The organism is Pseudarthrobacter sp. LT1 (genome assembly GCF_035621795.1).
In the GTDB taxonomy this organism is placed as follows: domain Bacteria; phylum Actinomycetota; class Actinomycetes; order Actinomycetales; family Micrococcaceae; genus Arthrobacter.
Genome location: NZ_CP141831.1, coordinates 1 through 16,251, shown reverse-complemented (window position 1 = coordinate 16,251; position 16,251 = coordinate 1). Strand labels below are relative to the sequence as shown.

Genomic DNA, 16,251 nt, shown 5'->3' with positions numbered 1-16,251 from the left:
GCGGAACCCACAATCGGGCCGGCCCCCTTGCCGAACATCACTGTGAGTTGGATTACAGCGTAGGAGTTGCCCCAGAGTTTGCGATGTTGAGCCTGCACATACATCCGTCCTGCGCATGGTCCTGATGCACAGCAATGGGCAGGCAAAAAAATGGACGCAGTCCTATGAACGAGGAGTTTATGGAATGTGCACCGCGCACATACAGCTACTTATCGTGGTGCTCCCAGCACTCGCTGGCCGCAGTTTCCTCAGGCATTGTCGGAACTAACGGAGCTTCCCAGAGTCCATACGAGACTAGGAAATTTTCGACAAACCCACTTCTCCTGAAGGAGCACCCGATTATGAACAGCGTTATTTCGGTCTACAACCCCGCTACAGAAGAACAGATAGGCGAGGTGCCCGCCTACGACCTGCCGGACGTAAATGCAGCGGTCGAACGCGCAGGGGCCGCCCAGCGCGCCTGGGTCCGCAAGCCACTGGCTGAACGCCGTGATGCCCTCTGGGCTATTGCCGATGCTGTCATCGCCCACAGCGACGAACTGGCCCTTCTCGAATCCACCGACGTTGGTAAGCCATTGGCGGCGGCCCGACAGGAAGTTCTTGGTGTCGCCGAGTGCTTCAAGTACTACGCCGGAACGGTGGACAAGATCCTCGGGGACACCATTCCGGTCGATGGCGGCGTCAGCATGACTTTCCGCGAGCCGCTGGGTGTTGTGGCCGTAATTGCCCCGTGGAACTTCCCTCTGCCTATCGCATCCTGGAGTATCGCCCCGGCTCTGGCCAGCGGTAATTCGGTAATTGTGAAACCCGCGGCCCTTACCCCCCTGTCAACTGTCCGATTTGGTGAGATCGTGAAGGAACTGGGCGTCGTCGGGGACGCGCTTCAGGTCCTCACTGGTTCGGGCGCCCGGATCGGCAATGCCCTCGCTGAACACCCGGATGTTAACAAAATAAGTTTTACTGGCTCCACCGAGGTCGGCCGGTCCATCGTCCAGGCGGCTTCAACGACGATGAAAAGGGTTTCTCTTGAGCTCGGCGGGAAGTCCGCCAGTATCGTCTACAACGACGTTGACCTCGCCAAGTGTCTGCAGGCAGCCCCAATGTCGGTCTTCGACAACACGGGCCAGGACTGCTGTGCACGCAGCCGCTTTCTCGTGCAGCGGGGAATCTTCGACGAGTTCGTCGAGGGATTCATCGAAACTACGCGTGCACTGAAAATCGGTAACCCGCTGGACGACAAGACCAACCTGGGACCTCTGGTCTCGGCTGCCCACCGCGACACCGTTTCCAGCTTCCTCGAAAACGGTCTCAACGTCGTCACCGCCGGTGAAGCACCGGATGGCCCCGGCTTCTGGATGGCACCCAGAATCGTCATCGCCCCGGACCCCAAGAGCCGGGTGGCAACCGATGAAATTTTCGGCCCCATCGCCTCGGTGATTCCCTTCGACACCGAAGAGGAAGCCATCGCGCTGGCCAACAGCTCAATTTACGGCCTGAGCGGCTCCATCTGGACCAACGATGTCGGGCAGGCCCTGCGGACGGCGCGGGCACTTGAGTCCGGGACTCTGTCGGTCAACTCAAACTCATCCATTCGAATCCAGACACCTTATGGCGGCTTCAAACAGTCAGGCATTGGCCGCGGACTGGGCCAGGCTGCCATCGAGGCATACACCGAACTCAAGACCGTTTTTGTGAGGACAGAACCGTGACAACTGACACAGGGGAGCTGGTTCGGACCAACCACGGCACCTCATCCGAAGTATCCAGTGAGACAGACACCGCCGTGCAGACCCTCAGCGTCCTCTACGGCAGCCAGACCGGGAACGCTGAGTTTCTTGCGTCCAAAATCGTGGACAAGGCAAACGGCCAGGGTTACTCAGCCGAGCTTATGAGCCTGGACATGCTGACCCCGCAAGATGCGGCACGCAAGGACCGCCTGTTGATCGTTACCGCCACACACGACAACGGCCACATGCCGGACAATGCGCAACCGTTTTGGGACCAGCTTCAAAGCGCCGGTTCAGACCTCTTCAAGGACGTTCCCTTCGCAGTCCTTGCCATTGGCGACTCCATGTACGAAGACTTCTGCAAAGCCGGCAGCGATCTTGACGAGCGCCTTGGCGAACTCGGCGGCAAGAGGATCCTTGACCGCCTCGACTGCGATGTCGACTATGACCTGACGTCAGGCAAGTGGATCAGGGGCATGCTTGAGACCTTCAAGACAGTTGTTCCCAAGAAGCGGGACAAGAGCCCGCAAGACTCCACTGTTCCAGGAGCAAACCTCGGGGAGCAGCCCAAGGGCACACGCCGGGAACCTGACACTGCCACCGTCGTCGAGGCCCGACTCCTAAGCGCTCCAGAGTCCGAAAAAGAGGTCTGGCACTATGAGCTTGAGGTTAGCGGCGACAGCCGCAACTACCGGCCAGGTGACTCACTTGCCGTAATCCCCACCAACTCCATCGAACTCGTGGAAGACCTCCTCGGATTCCTTGGCCTCGCTGGCAGCGAGGTGTTCGGTGAGGACGGCAAGAATGTACGCGAGACGCTTCAAAACGACTATGAGCTTCGGCTGCCCCATCTGGGCATCGTGGCCTGGCTCGTCGAAGAACTCGCACCGGATCATCCCGTGCGGAACCTGGTCGAGTCCGGTGACCGCAATGCGCTGGAGGACTGGCTGTGGGGACGGGACATGCTGGACGTGCTGCAGGAAACCCGGTCAACAGATGTCGATCCCGGCGAGTTCCTCTCAATGCTGAGGCCCCTGCAGCACCGGTCGTACTCCATTGCATCCAGTCCCCTCGCTGACGGCGACCGCGTCCACTTGACGGTCTCCACTGTGCAATACGAGACCGCCGGCCGCCGGCACTCGGGTGCATGCAGCGGATTCCTCCAGTCCGCCGCGCAGGCCAAGATAACCATAAAAGTCTTCCCGCTGCCGGCGCACGAGTTCCACCTACCCCACGACAACTCAGCTGACGTGATCATGGTCGGTCCAGGCGTCGGAGTTGCCCCGTTCCGTGGCTTCCTCCGTGACCGTGAAGTCTCACAAGCCCGGGGACGAAACTGGCTGTTCTTCGGGGACCGCCATGAAAAGCCTTCCTGGCTTTATCAGGCGGAAATGGAAGAACTGCAAAGCAAGGGTGTGCTGAACCGCCTCAGCCTGGCTTTTTCCCGGGATCAACAGGGCAAGGTCTATGTCCAGGACCGGATCCGCGAAGAAGGAGGCGACATCTTTGCCTGGCTATCGGGTGGAGCCTCGGTCTATGTGTGCGGCGGCAAACAAATAGCACCTGACATCGACGAAGCCCTGCTGGCGGTGCTCAGCAGCCACGGCGCGATGACCCCCGAAGAGGCGCACGATTACCTGCAGTCCATGAAGAGCGAAGGACGTTACGTCAAGGACGTCTACTAGGCCCCGCCTGACCCTGCCCAGCACCCGGGCTTTCGTGTCCTGGGTACTGGGCAGAACACGGAAAAGTCTTGGCCTGCGTACCGCACAGGAATGTGACCTGGCTTACCGAGTGCATGTAGCCGGCAATCATGATGTGCACCTTGCACATACGCCTATAGGACGCCGCTCTTAGTGTTTTTAGTAACCAATATCAATGAGGATAAGAGGTACACAGTGAATCCCATCACACAGGTCCCGGAGGACCTCCACGAACTCGAGGCTATCGACATGCAGGATCAATCCTCAGCCGCGTCAGCGCATGACGAACTGCAAAAGTTCGTCTCCGACAACGACATCAAAACGTTCAAAGTGGGCGTGGTGGACCTGGACGGTGTTTGGCGCGGCAAGCGCATCCCTGCCAGGTACTTCCTGGAAAGCGTCGCTGAGCGCGGAACGAATATCTGCAACATCATCTTCGGCTGGGACATTCAGGACGAAATCATTTCTGATCTCAGCTACACGGGGTGGGACACGGGTTACCCTGACGTGACGCTCCTCCCCGATCTCAGTACCCTGAAGGTCGTTCCCGGGGAACCCGGCGTGGCTTCCGTCATTTGCGACGCCTACGAGATGTCGGGCGAGCCGGCGGCAATCTGTCCCCGGAGCATTCTCAAGCGGGTCGTGCAGAAAGCCGAAGACCTTGGATACTCGCCAGTCTGCGCCTACGAGTTCGAGTTCTACCTGCTCAAAGGCACCCCGACGGACCTTGCCGCCAAGGACTGGCGCGACCTGACCCCCATCACAGCGGGCAGTCACACCTACAGCCTCGTCAGGGACACAGGCACCGAGTTCCTCATCGGTGAGATCCGACGCCGCCTGTCTGAGCAGGACATTTTCATCGAGGCCAGCAACAGTGAAAACGGTCCAGGCCAGTTTGAGATGAACATCCATTATTCGGATGCTCTCGCAGCCGCAGACAACGCCCTCCGGCTAAAGGCCACCGTCAAGGAGGTTGCAGCTGAGGCCGGCTACACGGCGTCATTCATGGCCAAGATCAATTCGGAGTGGGCCGGCTCCTCCGGGCACATGCACCAGAGCCTTTGGGATCCGCAGTCGGGCAAGTCCGCCTTCGCCAATGCCGAGGAGCCCGGTGAACTGAGCGCCATCGGGTACAACTACCTGGCCGGCGTCGTCGAGACGGCACCGGAGCTCACGGCCCTCTACCTGCCCACCATCAACTCTTACAAGCGGACCGAAGGCGGACAGTGGGCCGGATCCAGTGCCACCTGGGGCCTGGACAACCGAACGGTCGCTATCAGGTCCATCCCGTCAAAGAGCAGTGCCGCACGCATCGAAAACCGGGTACCGGGCGCTGACGCCAATCCCTACCTGGTCATCGCCGCTAACATCGCTGCCGGCCTGCACGGCGTGGAGCAGGAATTGACCGCCCCGAAGCGGGTGGTAGGCAACGCTTACGCCCTGGAGGAAGGACACCAGGTAAAGCAGCTGCCCGGAACACTCGACCAGGCCATCGAACAGTTCGAGAAAAGCGAGGTCGCCAAGGCGTACTTCGGCGAAACGTTCGTGACCCACTACGTCCAGACGAGGCGCTGGGAGCTCCGCAAGCTTCAGACCAGCGTCACCGACTTCGAAATCGCACGGTACCTGGAACGCATCTAGCGCTAGTGCAGCGCTAAGAGCTCCATTTCCATTTTTCATACTCAGAAAGAAGCACCCAATGACCACTCACCCCGGAAAGATCGCTGCAGTCACCGGAGCCGCGTCCGGAAACGGCCTTGCCATCGCAGAAAAGCTACTCAAGGAGGGCGCCACCGTCGTAGCCCTCGACCGTGACGAGGCCGCGCTCGAGCGTCTGATCGGCCAGCACCCGGAAATGGTGGCTGTTGTTATGGACGTCGCCGACGAAGCCTCGGTCCGCAGCGGCATGGCGGAAATCGACGCAAAATTCGGCCGGCTTGACACCCTCGTCAACAACGCAGGCATCGTCAAGGGCAGCAACTTCGACGACGTGAGCGTAGCGGAATGGGACCAGGTGTTCGCCGTGAACTCCACCGGACCGTTCCTGGTCAGCCAGGCCGCACGGCCGTTGCTGGAGAAGGGCGCCGCGGCCCGGGGCGACGATTCAACCAGTGCCATCGTCAACATCACCTCTGTCGAGGCCCACATCGTCATCGCCAGCAGCGGACACCCCCAGGTCCATTACAACGCTTCCAAGGGTGCACTCCTTATGTTCACGAAGGCTTTGGCCATCGAAACCGCAGCTTCCAAAATCCGCGTCAACGCTGTCGCCCCCGGCTTCATCGAGACCCCGTTCACCAAGTCCGTGCTGGAAAACCAGGAGGCCGTGAAGTTCCTCCTCGACCGCACGCCGCTTGGACGAATCGGACGGCCCTCCGACGTTGCCAACGCAGTCGCATTCCTGGCCAGCGACGAGGCCAGCTGGGTGACCGGTACCACCATCCACGTCGACGGCGGTTGGCTGGTTTACTGACATGAGGTCGCCCCTTATTGCCATTTCCGCGGCCCGGCAAACCGTCGATACCGCCTTCGGCCCGATGCCTTCAACGGTCCAGAACATGGCCTACGCCAACGGCGTGCTTGCCGCAGGCGGCCGTCCCGCCATTCTTCCGTCCACGGCAACGATCCCGGATGCGGCGCTTGAAGGGTTCGACGGGCTGATCCTCACCGGCGGCGGTGACATCAGCCCCCGGTTGTATGGCGAGGACCCGGTCGACACTGTTTATGACGTGTGCGACATCAGGGACGACTTCGAAATCGAGCTTTACAACGAGGCCATGCTCCGCGGCCTGCCCATCCTGGCCACTTGCCGGGGGATGCAGCTAGTCAACGTTATTCGAGGCGGAAACCTCGTCCAGGAAGTGAGCCCGGACAGGGGGCACTGGCAGGACCATCCCTCTCATGAACCATGGCACCAGGTACAGCTGGAGCCCGGTTCCGAACTTGCCCGGATCGCCAAAGACCTGACCATTCCCGTGAACAGCTACCACCACCAGGGCTTGGGAAAGCTCGGAACAGGCCTTCGTGTCGTGGGACGGGAAGGCGACGTTATCGAAGCAATTGAAGCCGACGATGCCCGCCTCATCGGAGTCCAATGGCATCCCGAGCACATGGTCGACTACCACGAAGCCCAGAAGGCCCTCTTCGTCGATCTCGTGGAGAAGGCCGCAGCGTACGCACAGTCACAGAAACCACTTCAGGAGCAATTCTCATGAGCACAGAAACTGAGCGGGGACTCAGCCACAACAAGTCAGACTTTGACTTCCACGGACGGTCGCTCGACAACATTTTCGACGAATACCAGGACATCCTGGCCAACGGCCCTGTTGGGCACAGCAACAAGTATGGAGGCTTTTGGTACATCACCAAAAGCGAAGATATCTTCAACGCCGAGCAGGACCCCGACACCTTCGCGGTCGGACCCTCAATGCTCCTCCCAGCGTTCGGCACTGACGTCCCCCTGATTCCGATCGACATCGATCCCCCGACCCACGCTGACTTCCGCAAAATTCTGCTGCCGATGTTCACCCCCATGAACATCTCAAAGCTGACACCCGGCATGCGGGAGACCGCTCAGCAGCTGTGCCAGGAAGTCCTCACAGCCGGCGACGTCGTTGATGTCTCGGCAAAGCTTGCCCGCCCGATGCCGACCATTATCTTCAGCCGCCTGGCCGGATATCCGGAACAGGACTGGCCAATCTTCGACCGGTGGATCGACGAAATCATCTATGAGCGGACCGCGCATCCGGAAACCGCATATGCGGCCGGACGCGAACTCAACGACTACTTCGACCGCCTTCTCGACGAACGGGAAAAGGCCGGACCGGAAGCGGACGCCAGCAATGACCTGATCACCCAGCTTCTCAAAGCGGAAGTGAAAGGCCGGAAGCTCACGCGTGAAGAGCTGCTGTCGTACTGCTACCTGCTCTTCCTCGCCGGGCTGGACACGACCGCCTGGGCGATCCGTTCCGCCCTCTGGTACCTGGCCGGCAACCCGCAGGCCCAGCAGCAGTTGCGGGAAGACCCGGACCTGATCCCCACCGCAGCAGAAGAATTCCTGCGGACCCTCTCCCCGGTCCAGGCCATGGCCCGCACCGCGAAGAAGGACACAGTTGTCCGGGGCCAGGAAATCAAGGCTGGCGAACGCGTAGTGCTCGTCTTCGGCGCGGGCAACCGTGACCCGGAGGTCTACGAAGAACCCAATGACATCAAGATTGACCGTGAAGACAACCGCCACCTGGCCTTCGGCGGAGGGATCCACCGGTGCCTCGGCTCGAACCTTGGCCGCGCCGAAATGGTTATCGCCATGGAGGAATTCCTGAAGGCTGTCCCTCACTTCGAACGGGCGAATGACGACGAACCGTGGCACGGCGTCGGCCCGCTTACCCTCAAGATTGGAGCTTGATCACCATGGGAGAACTTTGGGTCGACGGAGGGCGTTGCCAAGGCCACGCCCGGTGCTGGGCTCTGGCACCCGAAACCTTTGAGATCGACGAGGAAGGCTACGCGCACGTCATTCCTGGCCGCGAAAACAGCGGCGATGAACCCAACGTCCGCAAGGCCATCCGGAACTGCCCCGAACGGGCAATCCTGGAACGGGAAACGAACGAGGCCAGCGAGAAAGCATCAGAGGTTTCGGCATCGTGACACATCTGCCAAACCGGGTTGCGGTCATTGGTGCTTCGGTTGCGTCGGCGATGCTGATTGAACGCAGCCGCGAGCTGGGCTTTGCAGGCGAATTTATCGTCATTGATTCAGACCCGAACGCGCCCTACGACCGGCCCCCGTTGTCCAAGCAATTCCTTCTTGGCACTGGTCCCGTCGAACCGGCCGAGTGGTGGCCGGAGGCTACGCCGATCCTCAATGCAAAGGCCATCGGGCTGCACACCGACAAGCGGACTGTCCTGACGGACAAGCTCGGAGAAGTAGCGGCTGACGCGGTCGTCATCTCCACCGGAGCCGGCTCAATCCGGCTGCCGAACGAGCCAGCGGGCGTTCTCAGCCTCAGAACCGCCCAGGACGCCCTTGCCCTGCGCAGCGCCGTGGATGCAGGAGCTGCCAGTGCGATCATCATCGGCGCCGGAACCATTGGTGCGGAACTGGCATCTACACTCGCCCAGCGTGGGCTTGCCGTCACGGTAGTGGATTTGGCTCCGCAACCAATGCAGCGCTTCTTTTCAGGACATCTGGGAGAGGAAGCGAAGGCATGGATGCATCAGGCCGGTGTCGTAACTCATTTTGGGGTTGCTGTGGAATCCATTCAGAAAACGGATGCGCAGTGGACGGTCCGGGTCAGCGGCCTGGACCTGCACGCCGACCTGGTGATCAGCGCTGTCGGCGCACGCCCCCACACCGAATGGCTGACCTACAGCGAGCTCGACATTTCCAACGGAGTCCGTTGCAGTGCGGACGGGAAAGCCCTGCTGACCAGCGGTGAAATCGCCGACGGGATCTTCGCTATCGGAGACGTTTCGGCCCGGCGGGCCGAGGACAAAACCTTTCGGCGGTTCGAGAGTTGGACCCAGGCCCAACGTCATGGCGCAGCCCTGGCTGAACACTTTGCAGGCTTCAACTCCAGCGAACTGGAACAGGCTCCGTACGGGTGGACGGAGCAGTTCGGCCGAAAGGTACAGGTACACGGAATGCTTCCGCCGGCAGGCGAACTTGTACAGGTATACGCTGCGGAGGAACGCAACGCCGCCCTGTACCGGATTGGATCTGCGGAGGAGGACGTGGCTTGGATCGGTGTCAACGCGCCCAGGCAGTTCAGCCGGGCCTCCCTGGGCATGAGCCTTCTAAGCTGAAACGATGAAACCCCCTGCTGAACCCGCGGCCCCGCAACCGAATGAGGTCCTGCCCGCTGGCTATCGCCACAAACTCCAAATAGCAGAGCTTCGCGCAGACACCCTGTCCGAGCTCACGCAGCTCATGATGGAAGGACCCGATCCACTCGCGCTTGCTCAAAGGGCAGTGGACTTGGTAGCCAGGGCAACGAACTCAGCAGGGGTTTTCGTCTACCTGTGGGATGAACAGGAACAAGTCCTTGTCATGCGCGCAGGCACCCCTGGAGTGCAAAGCCAGCAAGTGGGACGAATCACCCTTCGCCTCGGCGAAGGTGTAACTGGCTGGGCAGGACTCACCAGACAGTCGGTTGTCCTAAACAAGAACATTCAGCAGGACCCGAGGTTCGCCAGCATCAGCGAACTGCAGGAAGAAGAATTCAATTCGATGCTGGTTGTCCCGATCGTGGCACCGACCGGGACCCTCCTTGGCGTGTTCAGCCTCTGGTCATATGAGGAGGAAACCTTCACCTGGGAGTCAAAGCTGATTGCTGACGAGGTGGGAGTGCTGCTTGCCAGCGGCCTGCTGCAGGCTGAGACAGTTGATGACTTGCGGCGCCAATCCGCAGCAGCGCACTTCCTCGTCGATTTCCCAATCAACTCCGCCACTTCCGTCCTGCAATGCGCCCAAGTGGCCACCCAGGCGATTCTTAAGCACATGAGCTCCGATGGCTGCGTCATTGAATATTTCGGGCGGGGTGCAGCCACATCGCCGCCCACCGCCATCGCAATGGACAAGGGCGAGCGAAGCGGAATCGTAGTTAGAACCACTCACTCACGAACAGCAACGTCCGAATTCATTGAATCCAACTTCGCCGGACACGAGCGGATATCTGTCTCCTTTGGCCTGACGAGCACCCGGGGCATCGTCACGTGCTATCGTCCACGCCGCTATTCCACCAGAGAGCTCGATCGGCTCAGCGCCATTTGCTCTCAGCTGGCCGCCCTCTTTGAAGCAGTAGAACTGGAGTCCGTCGGCTCATCCCATGCTTCACGCCTGCTCCGAAGCGTCGGCACGAGCACATTCGCCCGCATTCTCGAGGAGTCAGGCTGGTCCAAGGGCCGCACTCTGCCGGTCCTGGTACGAGTGAAACGGCTGAAATTCGACTCTGACGCGGTGTCCAGACGCATCGCCCCCTACCTTCAGGAGCTGGCCGGCCCCCGATCCCTGGTCTTCACCGAAGGCCCCCTCAGCCTGCTCTTTATCGATACCCCCTCCGGCTCCGGAGAAGAGATCAAGGCGAAGCTGGAGACGACTCTTTCTGACCTCGACGAACACCGTGGCGTCTCAGCCTTCGCCGGCGTAGGTCCGCTGGCGCGGGACGTCGCCTCTCTGCAGCCAGCGCTCTCAGACGCCGAAACCGCACTGGCCTGGACAGAACTCGTCGGCAGGACATCCGGGAGACGGGTCACCTCTTTCAGCGACATAGAACACCTGCAGGAACTGCCCCTTGTTGGCGAGGGGATGTCTGCGGAGATCAGGGACGTGCTCGCGGAACTCAGGTCCCTCATGCACTACGATGCGGAAAATGGAACCCAGCTGGCAGAAACAGTCGCCATGCTCCTGTCCAATAAAGGATCCAGTGCTGACACGGTCTCCAAACTGCACATCCACCGCAACACACTCCGGCAACGGCTCCAGCGCGTAGAGCAGCTCATCGGTCATTCATTCGAAGAAGCCGGCGACTGGCTGCCCACGGGCATTGCTGCGCGACTGGCGATGCGCGAAGGCCACCGCGCGGTTCTTCAATGACGGCAACAGCGGCCGGGTCCGCTGAGGAATATTCGCGGGATCCCAAGGGCACCAGGCTGTCTATGGCACACACATTTGGATCTTAATGTGCAAACGGCACTGCGGTCCCGGCCATGGTGTTCGCTACGTTGAAGTTGTCCGCGTGGCTCCGGGGACTAAGGCCATGGGCCTTGGTGGCCGGGTTGCCCGCGCAGGAAGCCACCGTCCCTTCACAACCGGGGGTTTCGAAATCTGAAACTCCGACCGCCCGATAAGGAATTCGAGCATGACCAATCAGCCAAGCCTGCCCCGAGGTACCGGTACCCTGCAGGCACTCGTCATACAGCCAGATTTCCACTGCCCGCTGGACCGTCTCGGTGGTTGGCTGCATGACGAGGGAATAACCACCAGAATTATCCAGCCTTTCAGTGGCGACGTGATCCCGGACGTGATCCAGGAGGACGCCCTGGTGGTTCTTGGCGGAGACATGAGCTCCTTGGACGACCATGCCTATCACTGGCTTACCGACATCCGACGCCTTATGGCGGCCGCCGCCATCCAGAGGAAGCCCACGCTAGGGATCTGCCTTGGAGCTCAGCTGATGGCACAGACGTTCGGCGGGACCGTGGCTAGGGGAGACCAAGGCCTCGAGGCGGGGGTCGTAGAGGTGGCATTACGGCCCGATGCTGCCGAGGATCCCTTGATGGCCGGATTGCCGGGTCCCTTCTTCGCAGGCGCCATGCATGGGGACGTAATCGAACAACTCCCGCCGTCAGCGGTATGGCTCGGGATGACGGACCAGTATCCGCACCAGGCTTTTCGAGTAGGCGAGATGTCCTGGGGAGTTCAGTTTCACCCGGAGATCTCGCCGGTGGTCTACCGCCAGTGGTTGTCCCTGGTCAAGGAGAATGACACGGTTGCCGTGGAGCGGGCCGGCCGCGGAATGAAAGCATTCGAGAATCAAGACCAGATCGTGAGGGAGCATACCGAAGCGATGGCGCGACGCTTCGCCCACCTGGTCCGAACCACGGCAACGGTGGCTACTCAGTAACCAACAGTGCGTAGTGGCGCTGCGGCCGCGGGGTGGACGTAGGACACTAGCCGATGCAGCGATTCCTGCCCCTGGACCCATTGAGTCTGCGGGCAGGAACAGGCCCTTGCCAGTACCTCGTGCCCGGATCCACCAGTATGGAGCGGGGCAAAGCACGGCGTCTTCATGTCTGGCCCAGGACCTTGTCCCAGCTGGTACCGCCAGTTCACCCCAGAACGGGGTCAGGATACTTCCACAAAGGATGGTGCCCTCATGGTCAGCGGAGCCAGCGTTTCTCCGGCTGAATAGCTATCTGCGAAAACAGCCGCTCCTGCGCTGGTCAGAGCTACTGGGACATTTGCCCACATGTTGATGCCGTCTTCCACAGACACCGCCGGCAAGTCGAGATGGGCGAGGTGCACGATCTCGTTTCCTTGTTCGATGGACAGGCATGCCCCGTCGGGCCCGACTATTATTTTTGGGTTGCAAATCGAGACCGACATAAGCCCGTGATGGGCGAGGAAGCGGGCCTCTCCACCGAACTGGAGCACAAAGTTGTGCCCGTCAGAATGATCCAGGCTCCTGAACGGGAAATAGAACTGCCGGGTATTTGTCACGGCAGCACCCTCGCGCAGGAGTATGCGTCCATCGCGCATAGACTGCACGTACTGTACAAAGCTCTCTTTCACCGCCCAGGCCATGCCGAGATCTGCTCTTTCGACAGTAGGTTCGGACATCAGGGGTTCCTTCTCGTTGCCAGGTTGCACACGGCCGGTGGTGCTCCCGCTCCCGACACAGCAGAAATGGGAGTGGCTTACCGACTCTTCATATTCGACCATTGTCGCGCCGGCACAGATGATCGATATGTACTGCGGGCATAGCGTTCGCACCGGCTGTGTGCCTGGTGCCCATCCGGCGGACGGTGGGCCCCGCGGCCGGCTCGTTATTGAGGTCGACAGCCTGCTGGAGGGGCCCCGCCGCCACCGTTGGGGGAGGGGCGGCGATGGGCTCGATCAGTCAGACCGTTCCTGAATCAGTCTCAGCAGTTGAGTTGTTCCGGGGCGACGCACTCGTAGACGAGTCCAGGAGGAATCTGGTGGCTGAGCTCAAGGGTGTAGGACCAAGGGCCGTGCCAGGTGACAAGAACACCTGACGCTTCATCCTGAACTGTTTCAGAGCGCAGCCGAGTAATGGCTCTTGCTAACTCATTATCGTCATGCAGCCGTTCCAGAAGCTGTACGCGTCCAGGCGCGGCGGAGTGTTCGCACCTCATGGTGCAGCAGCATGCTGGAAGCCAGGGCAGAGGCTGGACCTGTCGGTTTCCCATCTATAGTCGACCCACACCTTGAAACCGTCTGCCCGGTGAAAGAGACGGCGGGGCTCGGCGCCGTCACTGTCGAGCCACAGGATTTGATCATCGTCGGTTACCGCGTCGACAACTCCGCGGCGGATCTCCTTATCCAGAAGTTTCACGATGACCAGTTGGCCAACCAGCGGCTGCCATTGGGGTTGCAGGTGAAATGCCATTTGATGCCGTGCCCCTTCCTATGGAGCGGGCTGTGCCTGCCTTCTCTCGGGCAGGCACAGCCGATGTCCTAAACCGTTACGAGGTCCTGCCAGTCGGCGAGGTCATGTCCATGGGCATCGCTGACAGACTTGTGGGTGACCTTTCCCGCCGCCACGTTCAGACCGCCCGCCAGAGCGGGGAGCCGGTCGAAAGCACCCTTGACGCCGTAGTTGGCCAAAGCAACCGCGTAGCGGAGTGTGACGTTGGTCAGCGCGTAGGTGGAGGTGTTCGGGACAGCTCCGGGCATGTTGGCCACGCAGTAGAAGATGGTGTTGTGGACCTCGTAGGTGGGTTCCTGGTGCGTGGTGGGGTGGGTGTCTTCGAAGCAGCCGCCCTGGTCCACGGCGATGTCCACCAGGACCGAGCCGGGCTTCATCCGGGCAACGAGGTCGTTGGTGACGAGCTTGGGGGCCTTCGCTCCCGGAATCAGGACGGAGCCGATGACGAGATCTGCATCGATAACTGACTTTTCGATCTCGTACGAGTTCGACGCCACGGTTTTGAGCCGGCCCTGGTACTGGGCGTCGAGTTCGCGCAGCCGGTTGATGTTGATGTCCAGGATGGTGACGTCGGCACCGAGGCCGAGGGCCATGGCGGCGGCGTTGGTGCCTGCGACACCTGCACCGAGGACCACCACTTTCGCGGGGCGGACGCCGGGTACGCCGCCGAGCAGCACGCCTTTGCCGCCGGCGGGCGCCATGAGGGAGGTCGCGCCGACCTGAACGGAGAGCCGGCCGGCTACTTCGGACATGGGTGCGAGCAGCGGCAGCGCCCGGCCTTCCTGCACCGTCTCATAAGCGATGGCCGTGACGTCGGAGTCGACAAGCGCCTGAGTCAGTGCGGGCTCCGCGGCAAGGTGAAGGTAGGTGAAAAGGAGCAATCCCTCGCGGAAATGGCGGTATTCGGACGCCACGGGTTCCTTGACCTTCATCACCATGTCGGCTCGGGCCCAGACCTCTTCCGCAGTCTCAACGATCTCAGCTCCGGCGAGTGCGTACTCCTGATCGCTAATGCCGGAACCAACGCCGGCACCGGTTTCCACGAGCACGTCGTGGCCGTTTGCTTTGAATTCATGTACGCCGGCAGCTGTGATGGCGACGCGGAACTCGTTGTTCTTGATTTCCTTGGGGACGGAGATGATCATGCTCACGCTTTCTGGGGAGATTGATGCTTGTGGGAAAAAGAATGACAGAAACTGCGGATTAGGCGTGTCTCAGCACAGGATCTACGGCAGAATGCCAGTAACCGGCAAATTCCTGCACTGTGAGGAGTATTACATGGTGTCCGACCCGCAGAAACTGCAGCAGGTGACTCTGGACGAAGTCGACCAGAGGCTTCTGGGTCTGTTATCCAAGAATTCAAGGCGAACCAATCAGTCGTTGTCGGAAGCCCTGGGGCTTGCGCCCTCAACCTGTCTTGCCCGCCTTAAGGCGCTTAAAGAGTCCGGGGTGATCAAGCGGTTCACCGTCGAAGTCGCACCCGAAGCGATGGGCCTGCCTCTCCAAGCCCTGGTTAGCGTGCGGCTTAGGCCTGGTGCCCGTCACCTCATGAACGCCTTCGGAAACGAGTTACGGGACCTTCCCGAAATCAAGCAGTTCTTCGTGCTCGGCGGTGCCGACGATTTTTTGATCCACATCACGGCCAAAAACACCGAGCACATCCGTCAATTCGTACTGGACCACTTGTCCTCGAATCCTGCCGTCGCAGGCACCCAGACCAACCTCGTGTTCGAACACGGTCATGGAACCGCCTTCGGGCTCTAGGTGGCCTAGGACAACTCGCTCGCCGTAGATGGCCCAGCCGAGGGTCATCCCGCGGTCACTCAAGCGCGCAGCAAAAACCCACTGGTGCCCCTAAGCCTCTTCAGGGACCGCAACCGTGCCGGCGCCTACGCCACCATGCTCCTGCTCGCCATTGGCCCGATGGGCACTTTCTATGTCATCACCCTCTACCTCCAGCAGGTCCAGCAATTCAGCCCGCTCCAGACCGGTGCTGCCTGGCTGCCGTTCGCTGCCGGACTCATACTGGGCGCCGGTAGTGCCCCGAAGCTTCTGCTGAAGATAGCACCGCGTGTCGTCGCTGCAACGGGGGCACTCCTCAGCGCCGTCGCTGCGCTCTGGTTTTCCACCATCGCCGAGGACGCCAACTACTGGCTCCACCTGGCACCGGCCATGTTCGTACTCGCCGGCGGATTCGGCCTGGGCGTCATAGCGCTCACACAGGCCGCCGTTTACCACGTCGACCAGGACAAGGCAGGGATCGCCTCGGCGCTGCTCAACTCAGCCCAGCAGATCGGCGTCGCTCTCGGTCTAGCCGTGCTGGCCGCTGTCGCGGCCACCATCTCAGCGCCGCACGAACGCGCCGGCGTCAGCCTCGGGGCAGCTCTCACAGCGGGTTACAGTACAGCGTTGCTAGTCGCCGCCGCTATTCTCGTCATCGCTGGAGTACTGGCCCTAACAACGCTCAATGGACACCCAACACCCGAAGCCGAAAACTCCGACACAAGCACTGACGAACTAACAGTCTGAGAGCCACTTTCTCTACGTAACAGCCTTTGGTAGGCGCTGGCGTTGTCAAACGCCAGCGCCTACTGGCTATGCGGCGTCTCCCACAGATCTTTATAAACGCCGATAACAGCGATTCCGTCAACAA

The 16,251-nt window shown here is 60.7% G+C and carries 14 protein-coding genes and 1 pseudogene; 12 read left to right on the top strand and 3 right to left on the bottom strand.

What is annotated here, in order from left to right; translation table 11 throughout:
• The first annotated feature begins 341 nt into the window (after nucleotides 1-341).
• The 10 genes from VIK36_RS21815 (at nucleotide 342) to VIK36_RS21770 (ending at nucleotide 12,053) form a co-directional block, all read left to right on the top strand.
• On the top strand, nucleotides 342-1,709 hold the full coding sequence (locus VIK36_RS21815) for an aldehyde dehydrogenase family protein (RefSeq protein WP_324645372.1): 1,368 nt from the start codon (nucleotides 342-344) through the stop codon (nucleotides 1,707-1,709).
• Nucleotides 1,706-3,412 carry a sulfite reductase flavoprotein subunit alpha gene (locus VIK36_RS21810; RefSeq protein WP_324645371.1) on the top strand — a complete coding sequence of 569 codons (1,707 nt, stop codon included), beginning with the start codon at nucleotides 1,706-1,708 and terminating at the stop codon, nucleotides 3,410-3,412. Before VIK36_RS21815 ends, VIK36_RS21810 begins: the two co-directional genes overlap by 4 nt.
• Before the next feature lie 213 nt (nucleotides 3,413-3,625).
• The gene (locus VIK36_RS21805) at nucleotides 3,626-5,071 is read left to right on the top strand and encodes a glutamine synthetase family protein (RefSeq protein WP_324645370.1); all 1,446 of its coding nucleotides are present in this window, start codon (nucleotides 3,626-3,628) and stop codon (nucleotides 5,069-5,071) included.
• Between the two features lie 58 nt (nucleotides 5,072-5,129).
• A complete protein-coding gene (locus tag VIK36_RS21800; RefSeq protein ID WP_324645369.1) occupies nucleotides 5,130-5,903 on the top strand; it encodes an SDR family oxidoreductase in 774 nt (257 codons plus the stop codon).
• Nucleotide 5,904: 1 nt separating this feature from the next.
• Nucleotides 5,905-6,645 carry a gamma-glutamyl-gamma-aminobutyrate hydrolase family protein gene (locus VIK36_RS21795; RefSeq protein WP_207597855.1) on the top strand — a complete coding sequence of 247 codons (741 nt, stop codon included), beginning with the start codon at nucleotides 5,905-5,907 and terminating at the stop codon, nucleotides 6,643-6,645.
• Nucleotides 6,642-7,835: a cytochrome P450 gene (locus VIK36_RS21790; RefSeq protein WP_056331965.1), complete on the top strand. Its 1,194-nt coding sequence runs from the start codon at nucleotides 6,642-6,644 to the stop codon at nucleotides 7,833-7,835. Before VIK36_RS21795 ends, VIK36_RS21790 begins: the two co-directional genes overlap by 4 nt.
• 5 nt (nucleotides 7,836-7,840) lie before the next feature.
• Nucleotides 7,841-8,077 (top strand): ferredoxin, encoded by a 237-nt coding sequence (locus tag VIK36_RS21785; protein ID WP_056332056.1) that lies wholly within the window; start codon nucleotides 7,841-7,843, stop codon nucleotides 8,075-8,077.
• Nucleotides 8,074-9,234 carry an NAD(P)/FAD-dependent oxidoreductase gene (locus VIK36_RS21780; protein ID WP_324645368.1) on the top strand — a complete coding sequence of 387 codons (1,161 nt, stop codon included), beginning with the start codon at nucleotides 8,074-8,076 and terminating at the stop codon, nucleotides 9,232-9,234. Before VIK36_RS21785 ends, VIK36_RS21780 begins: the two co-directional genes overlap by 4 nt.
• A gap of 4 nt (nucleotides 9,235-9,238) precedes the next feature.
• Nucleotides 9,239-11,023 (top strand): helix-turn-helix domain-containing protein, encoded by a 1,785-nt coding sequence (locus VIK36_RS21775; RefSeq protein ID WP_207597854.1) that lies wholly within the window; start codon nucleotides 9,239-9,241, stop codon nucleotides 11,021-11,023.
• A 265-nt stretch (nucleotides 11,024-11,288) separates the two neighbouring features.
• Nucleotides 11,289-12,053 carry a type 1 glutamine amidotransferase gene (locus VIK36_RS21770; protein ID WP_324645367.1) on the top strand — a complete coding sequence of 255 codons (765 nt, stop codon included), beginning with the start codon at nucleotides 11,289-11,291 and terminating at the stop codon, nucleotides 12,051-12,053.
• A gap of 221 nt (nucleotides 12,054-12,274) precedes the next feature.
• Here the strand turns inward: VIK36_RS21770 and VIK36_RS21765 are convergent, their stop codons facing one another.
• From VIK36_RS21765 to ald, 3 genes are all read right to left on the bottom strand, one after another.
• Entirely contained in the window at nucleotides 12,275-12,769 is a 495-nt protein-coding gene (locus tag VIK36_RS21765) for an HtaA domain-containing protein (protein WP_235565123.1), read from the bottom strand.
• A gap of 532 nt (nucleotides 12,770-13,301) precedes the next feature.
• Nucleotides 13,302-13,559: a hypothetical protein gene (locus tag VIK36_RS21760; protein WP_324645366.1), complete on the bottom strand. Its 258-nt coding sequence runs from the start codon at nucleotides 13,557-13,559 to the stop codon at nucleotides 13,302-13,304.
• A gap of 68 nt (nucleotides 13,560-13,627) precedes the next feature.
• The gene (gene ald, locus VIK36_RS21755; RefSeq protein WP_142122576.1) at nucleotides 13,628-14,743 is read right to left on the bottom strand and encodes an alanine dehydrogenase; all 1,116 of its coding nucleotides are present in this window, start codon (nucleotides 14,741-14,743) and stop codon (nucleotides 13,628-13,630) included.
• Here ald and VIK36_RS21750 point away from each other — a divergent pair.
• A complete protein-coding gene (locus VIK36_RS21750) occupies nucleotides 14,742-15,362 on the top strand; it encodes an Lrp/AsnC family transcriptional regulator (protein WP_324645365.1) in 621 nt (206 codons plus the stop codon). The genes ald and VIK36_RS21750 overlap by 2 nt on opposite strands.
• 72 nt (nucleotides 15,363-15,434) lie before the next feature.
• A pseudogene (locus VIK36_RS21745) lies at nucleotides 15,435-16,127 on the top strand (MFS transporter); the annotation flags it as partial.
• Nucleotides 16,128-16,251 lie beyond the last annotated feature (124 nt).

What these genes read in the sequence shown, in the direction of transcription:
- VIK36_RS21750 (WP_324645365.1), top strand. Translation starts at nt 14,742, where the DNA reads ATGCTCACGCTTTCTGGGGAGATTGATGCTTGTGGGAAAAAGAATGAC.
- VIK36_RS21795 (WP_207597855.1), top strand. Translation starts at nt 5,905, where the DNA reads ATGAGGTCGCCCCTTATTGCCATTTCCGCGGCCCGGCAAACCGTCGAT.
- ald (WP_142122576.1), bottom strand. Translation starts at nt 14,743, where the DNA reads ATGATCATCTCCGTCCCCAAGGAAATCAAGAACAACGAGTTCCGCGTC.
- VIK36_RS21785 (WP_056332056.1), top strand. Translation starts at nt 7,841, where the DNA reads ATGGGAGAACTTTGGGTCGACGGAGGGCGTTGCCAAGGCCACGCCCGG.
- VIK36_RS21770 (WP_324645367.1), top strand. Translation starts at nt 11,289, where the DNA reads ATGACCAATCAGCCAAGCCTGCCCCGAGGTACCGGTACCCTGCAGGCA.
- VIK36_RS21760 (WP_324645366.1), bottom strand. Translation starts at nt 13,559, where the DNA reads ATGGCATTTCACCTGCAACCCCAATGGCAGCCGCTGGTTGGCCAACTG.
- VIK36_RS21800 (WP_324645369.1), top strand. Translation starts at nt 5,130, where the DNA reads ATGACCACTCACCCCGGAAAGATCGCTGCAGTCACCGGAGCCGCGTCC.
- VIK36_RS21765 (WP_235565123.1), bottom strand. Translation starts at nt 12,769, where the DNA reads ATGTCCGAACCTACTGTCGAAAGAGCAGATCTCGGCATGGCCTGGGCG.
- VIK36_RS21790 (WP_056331965.1), top strand. Translation starts at nt 6,642, where the DNA reads ATGAGCACAGAAACTGAGCGGGGACTCAGCCACAACAAGTCAGACTTT.
- VIK36_RS21815 (WP_324645372.1), top strand. Translation starts at nt 342, where the DNA reads ATGAACAGCGTTATTTCGGTCTACAACCCCGCTACAGAAGAACAGATA.
- VIK36_RS21775 (WP_207597854.1), top strand. Translation starts at nt 9,239, where the DNA reads ATGAAACCCCCTGCTGAACCCGCGGCCCCGCAACCGAATGAGGTCCTG.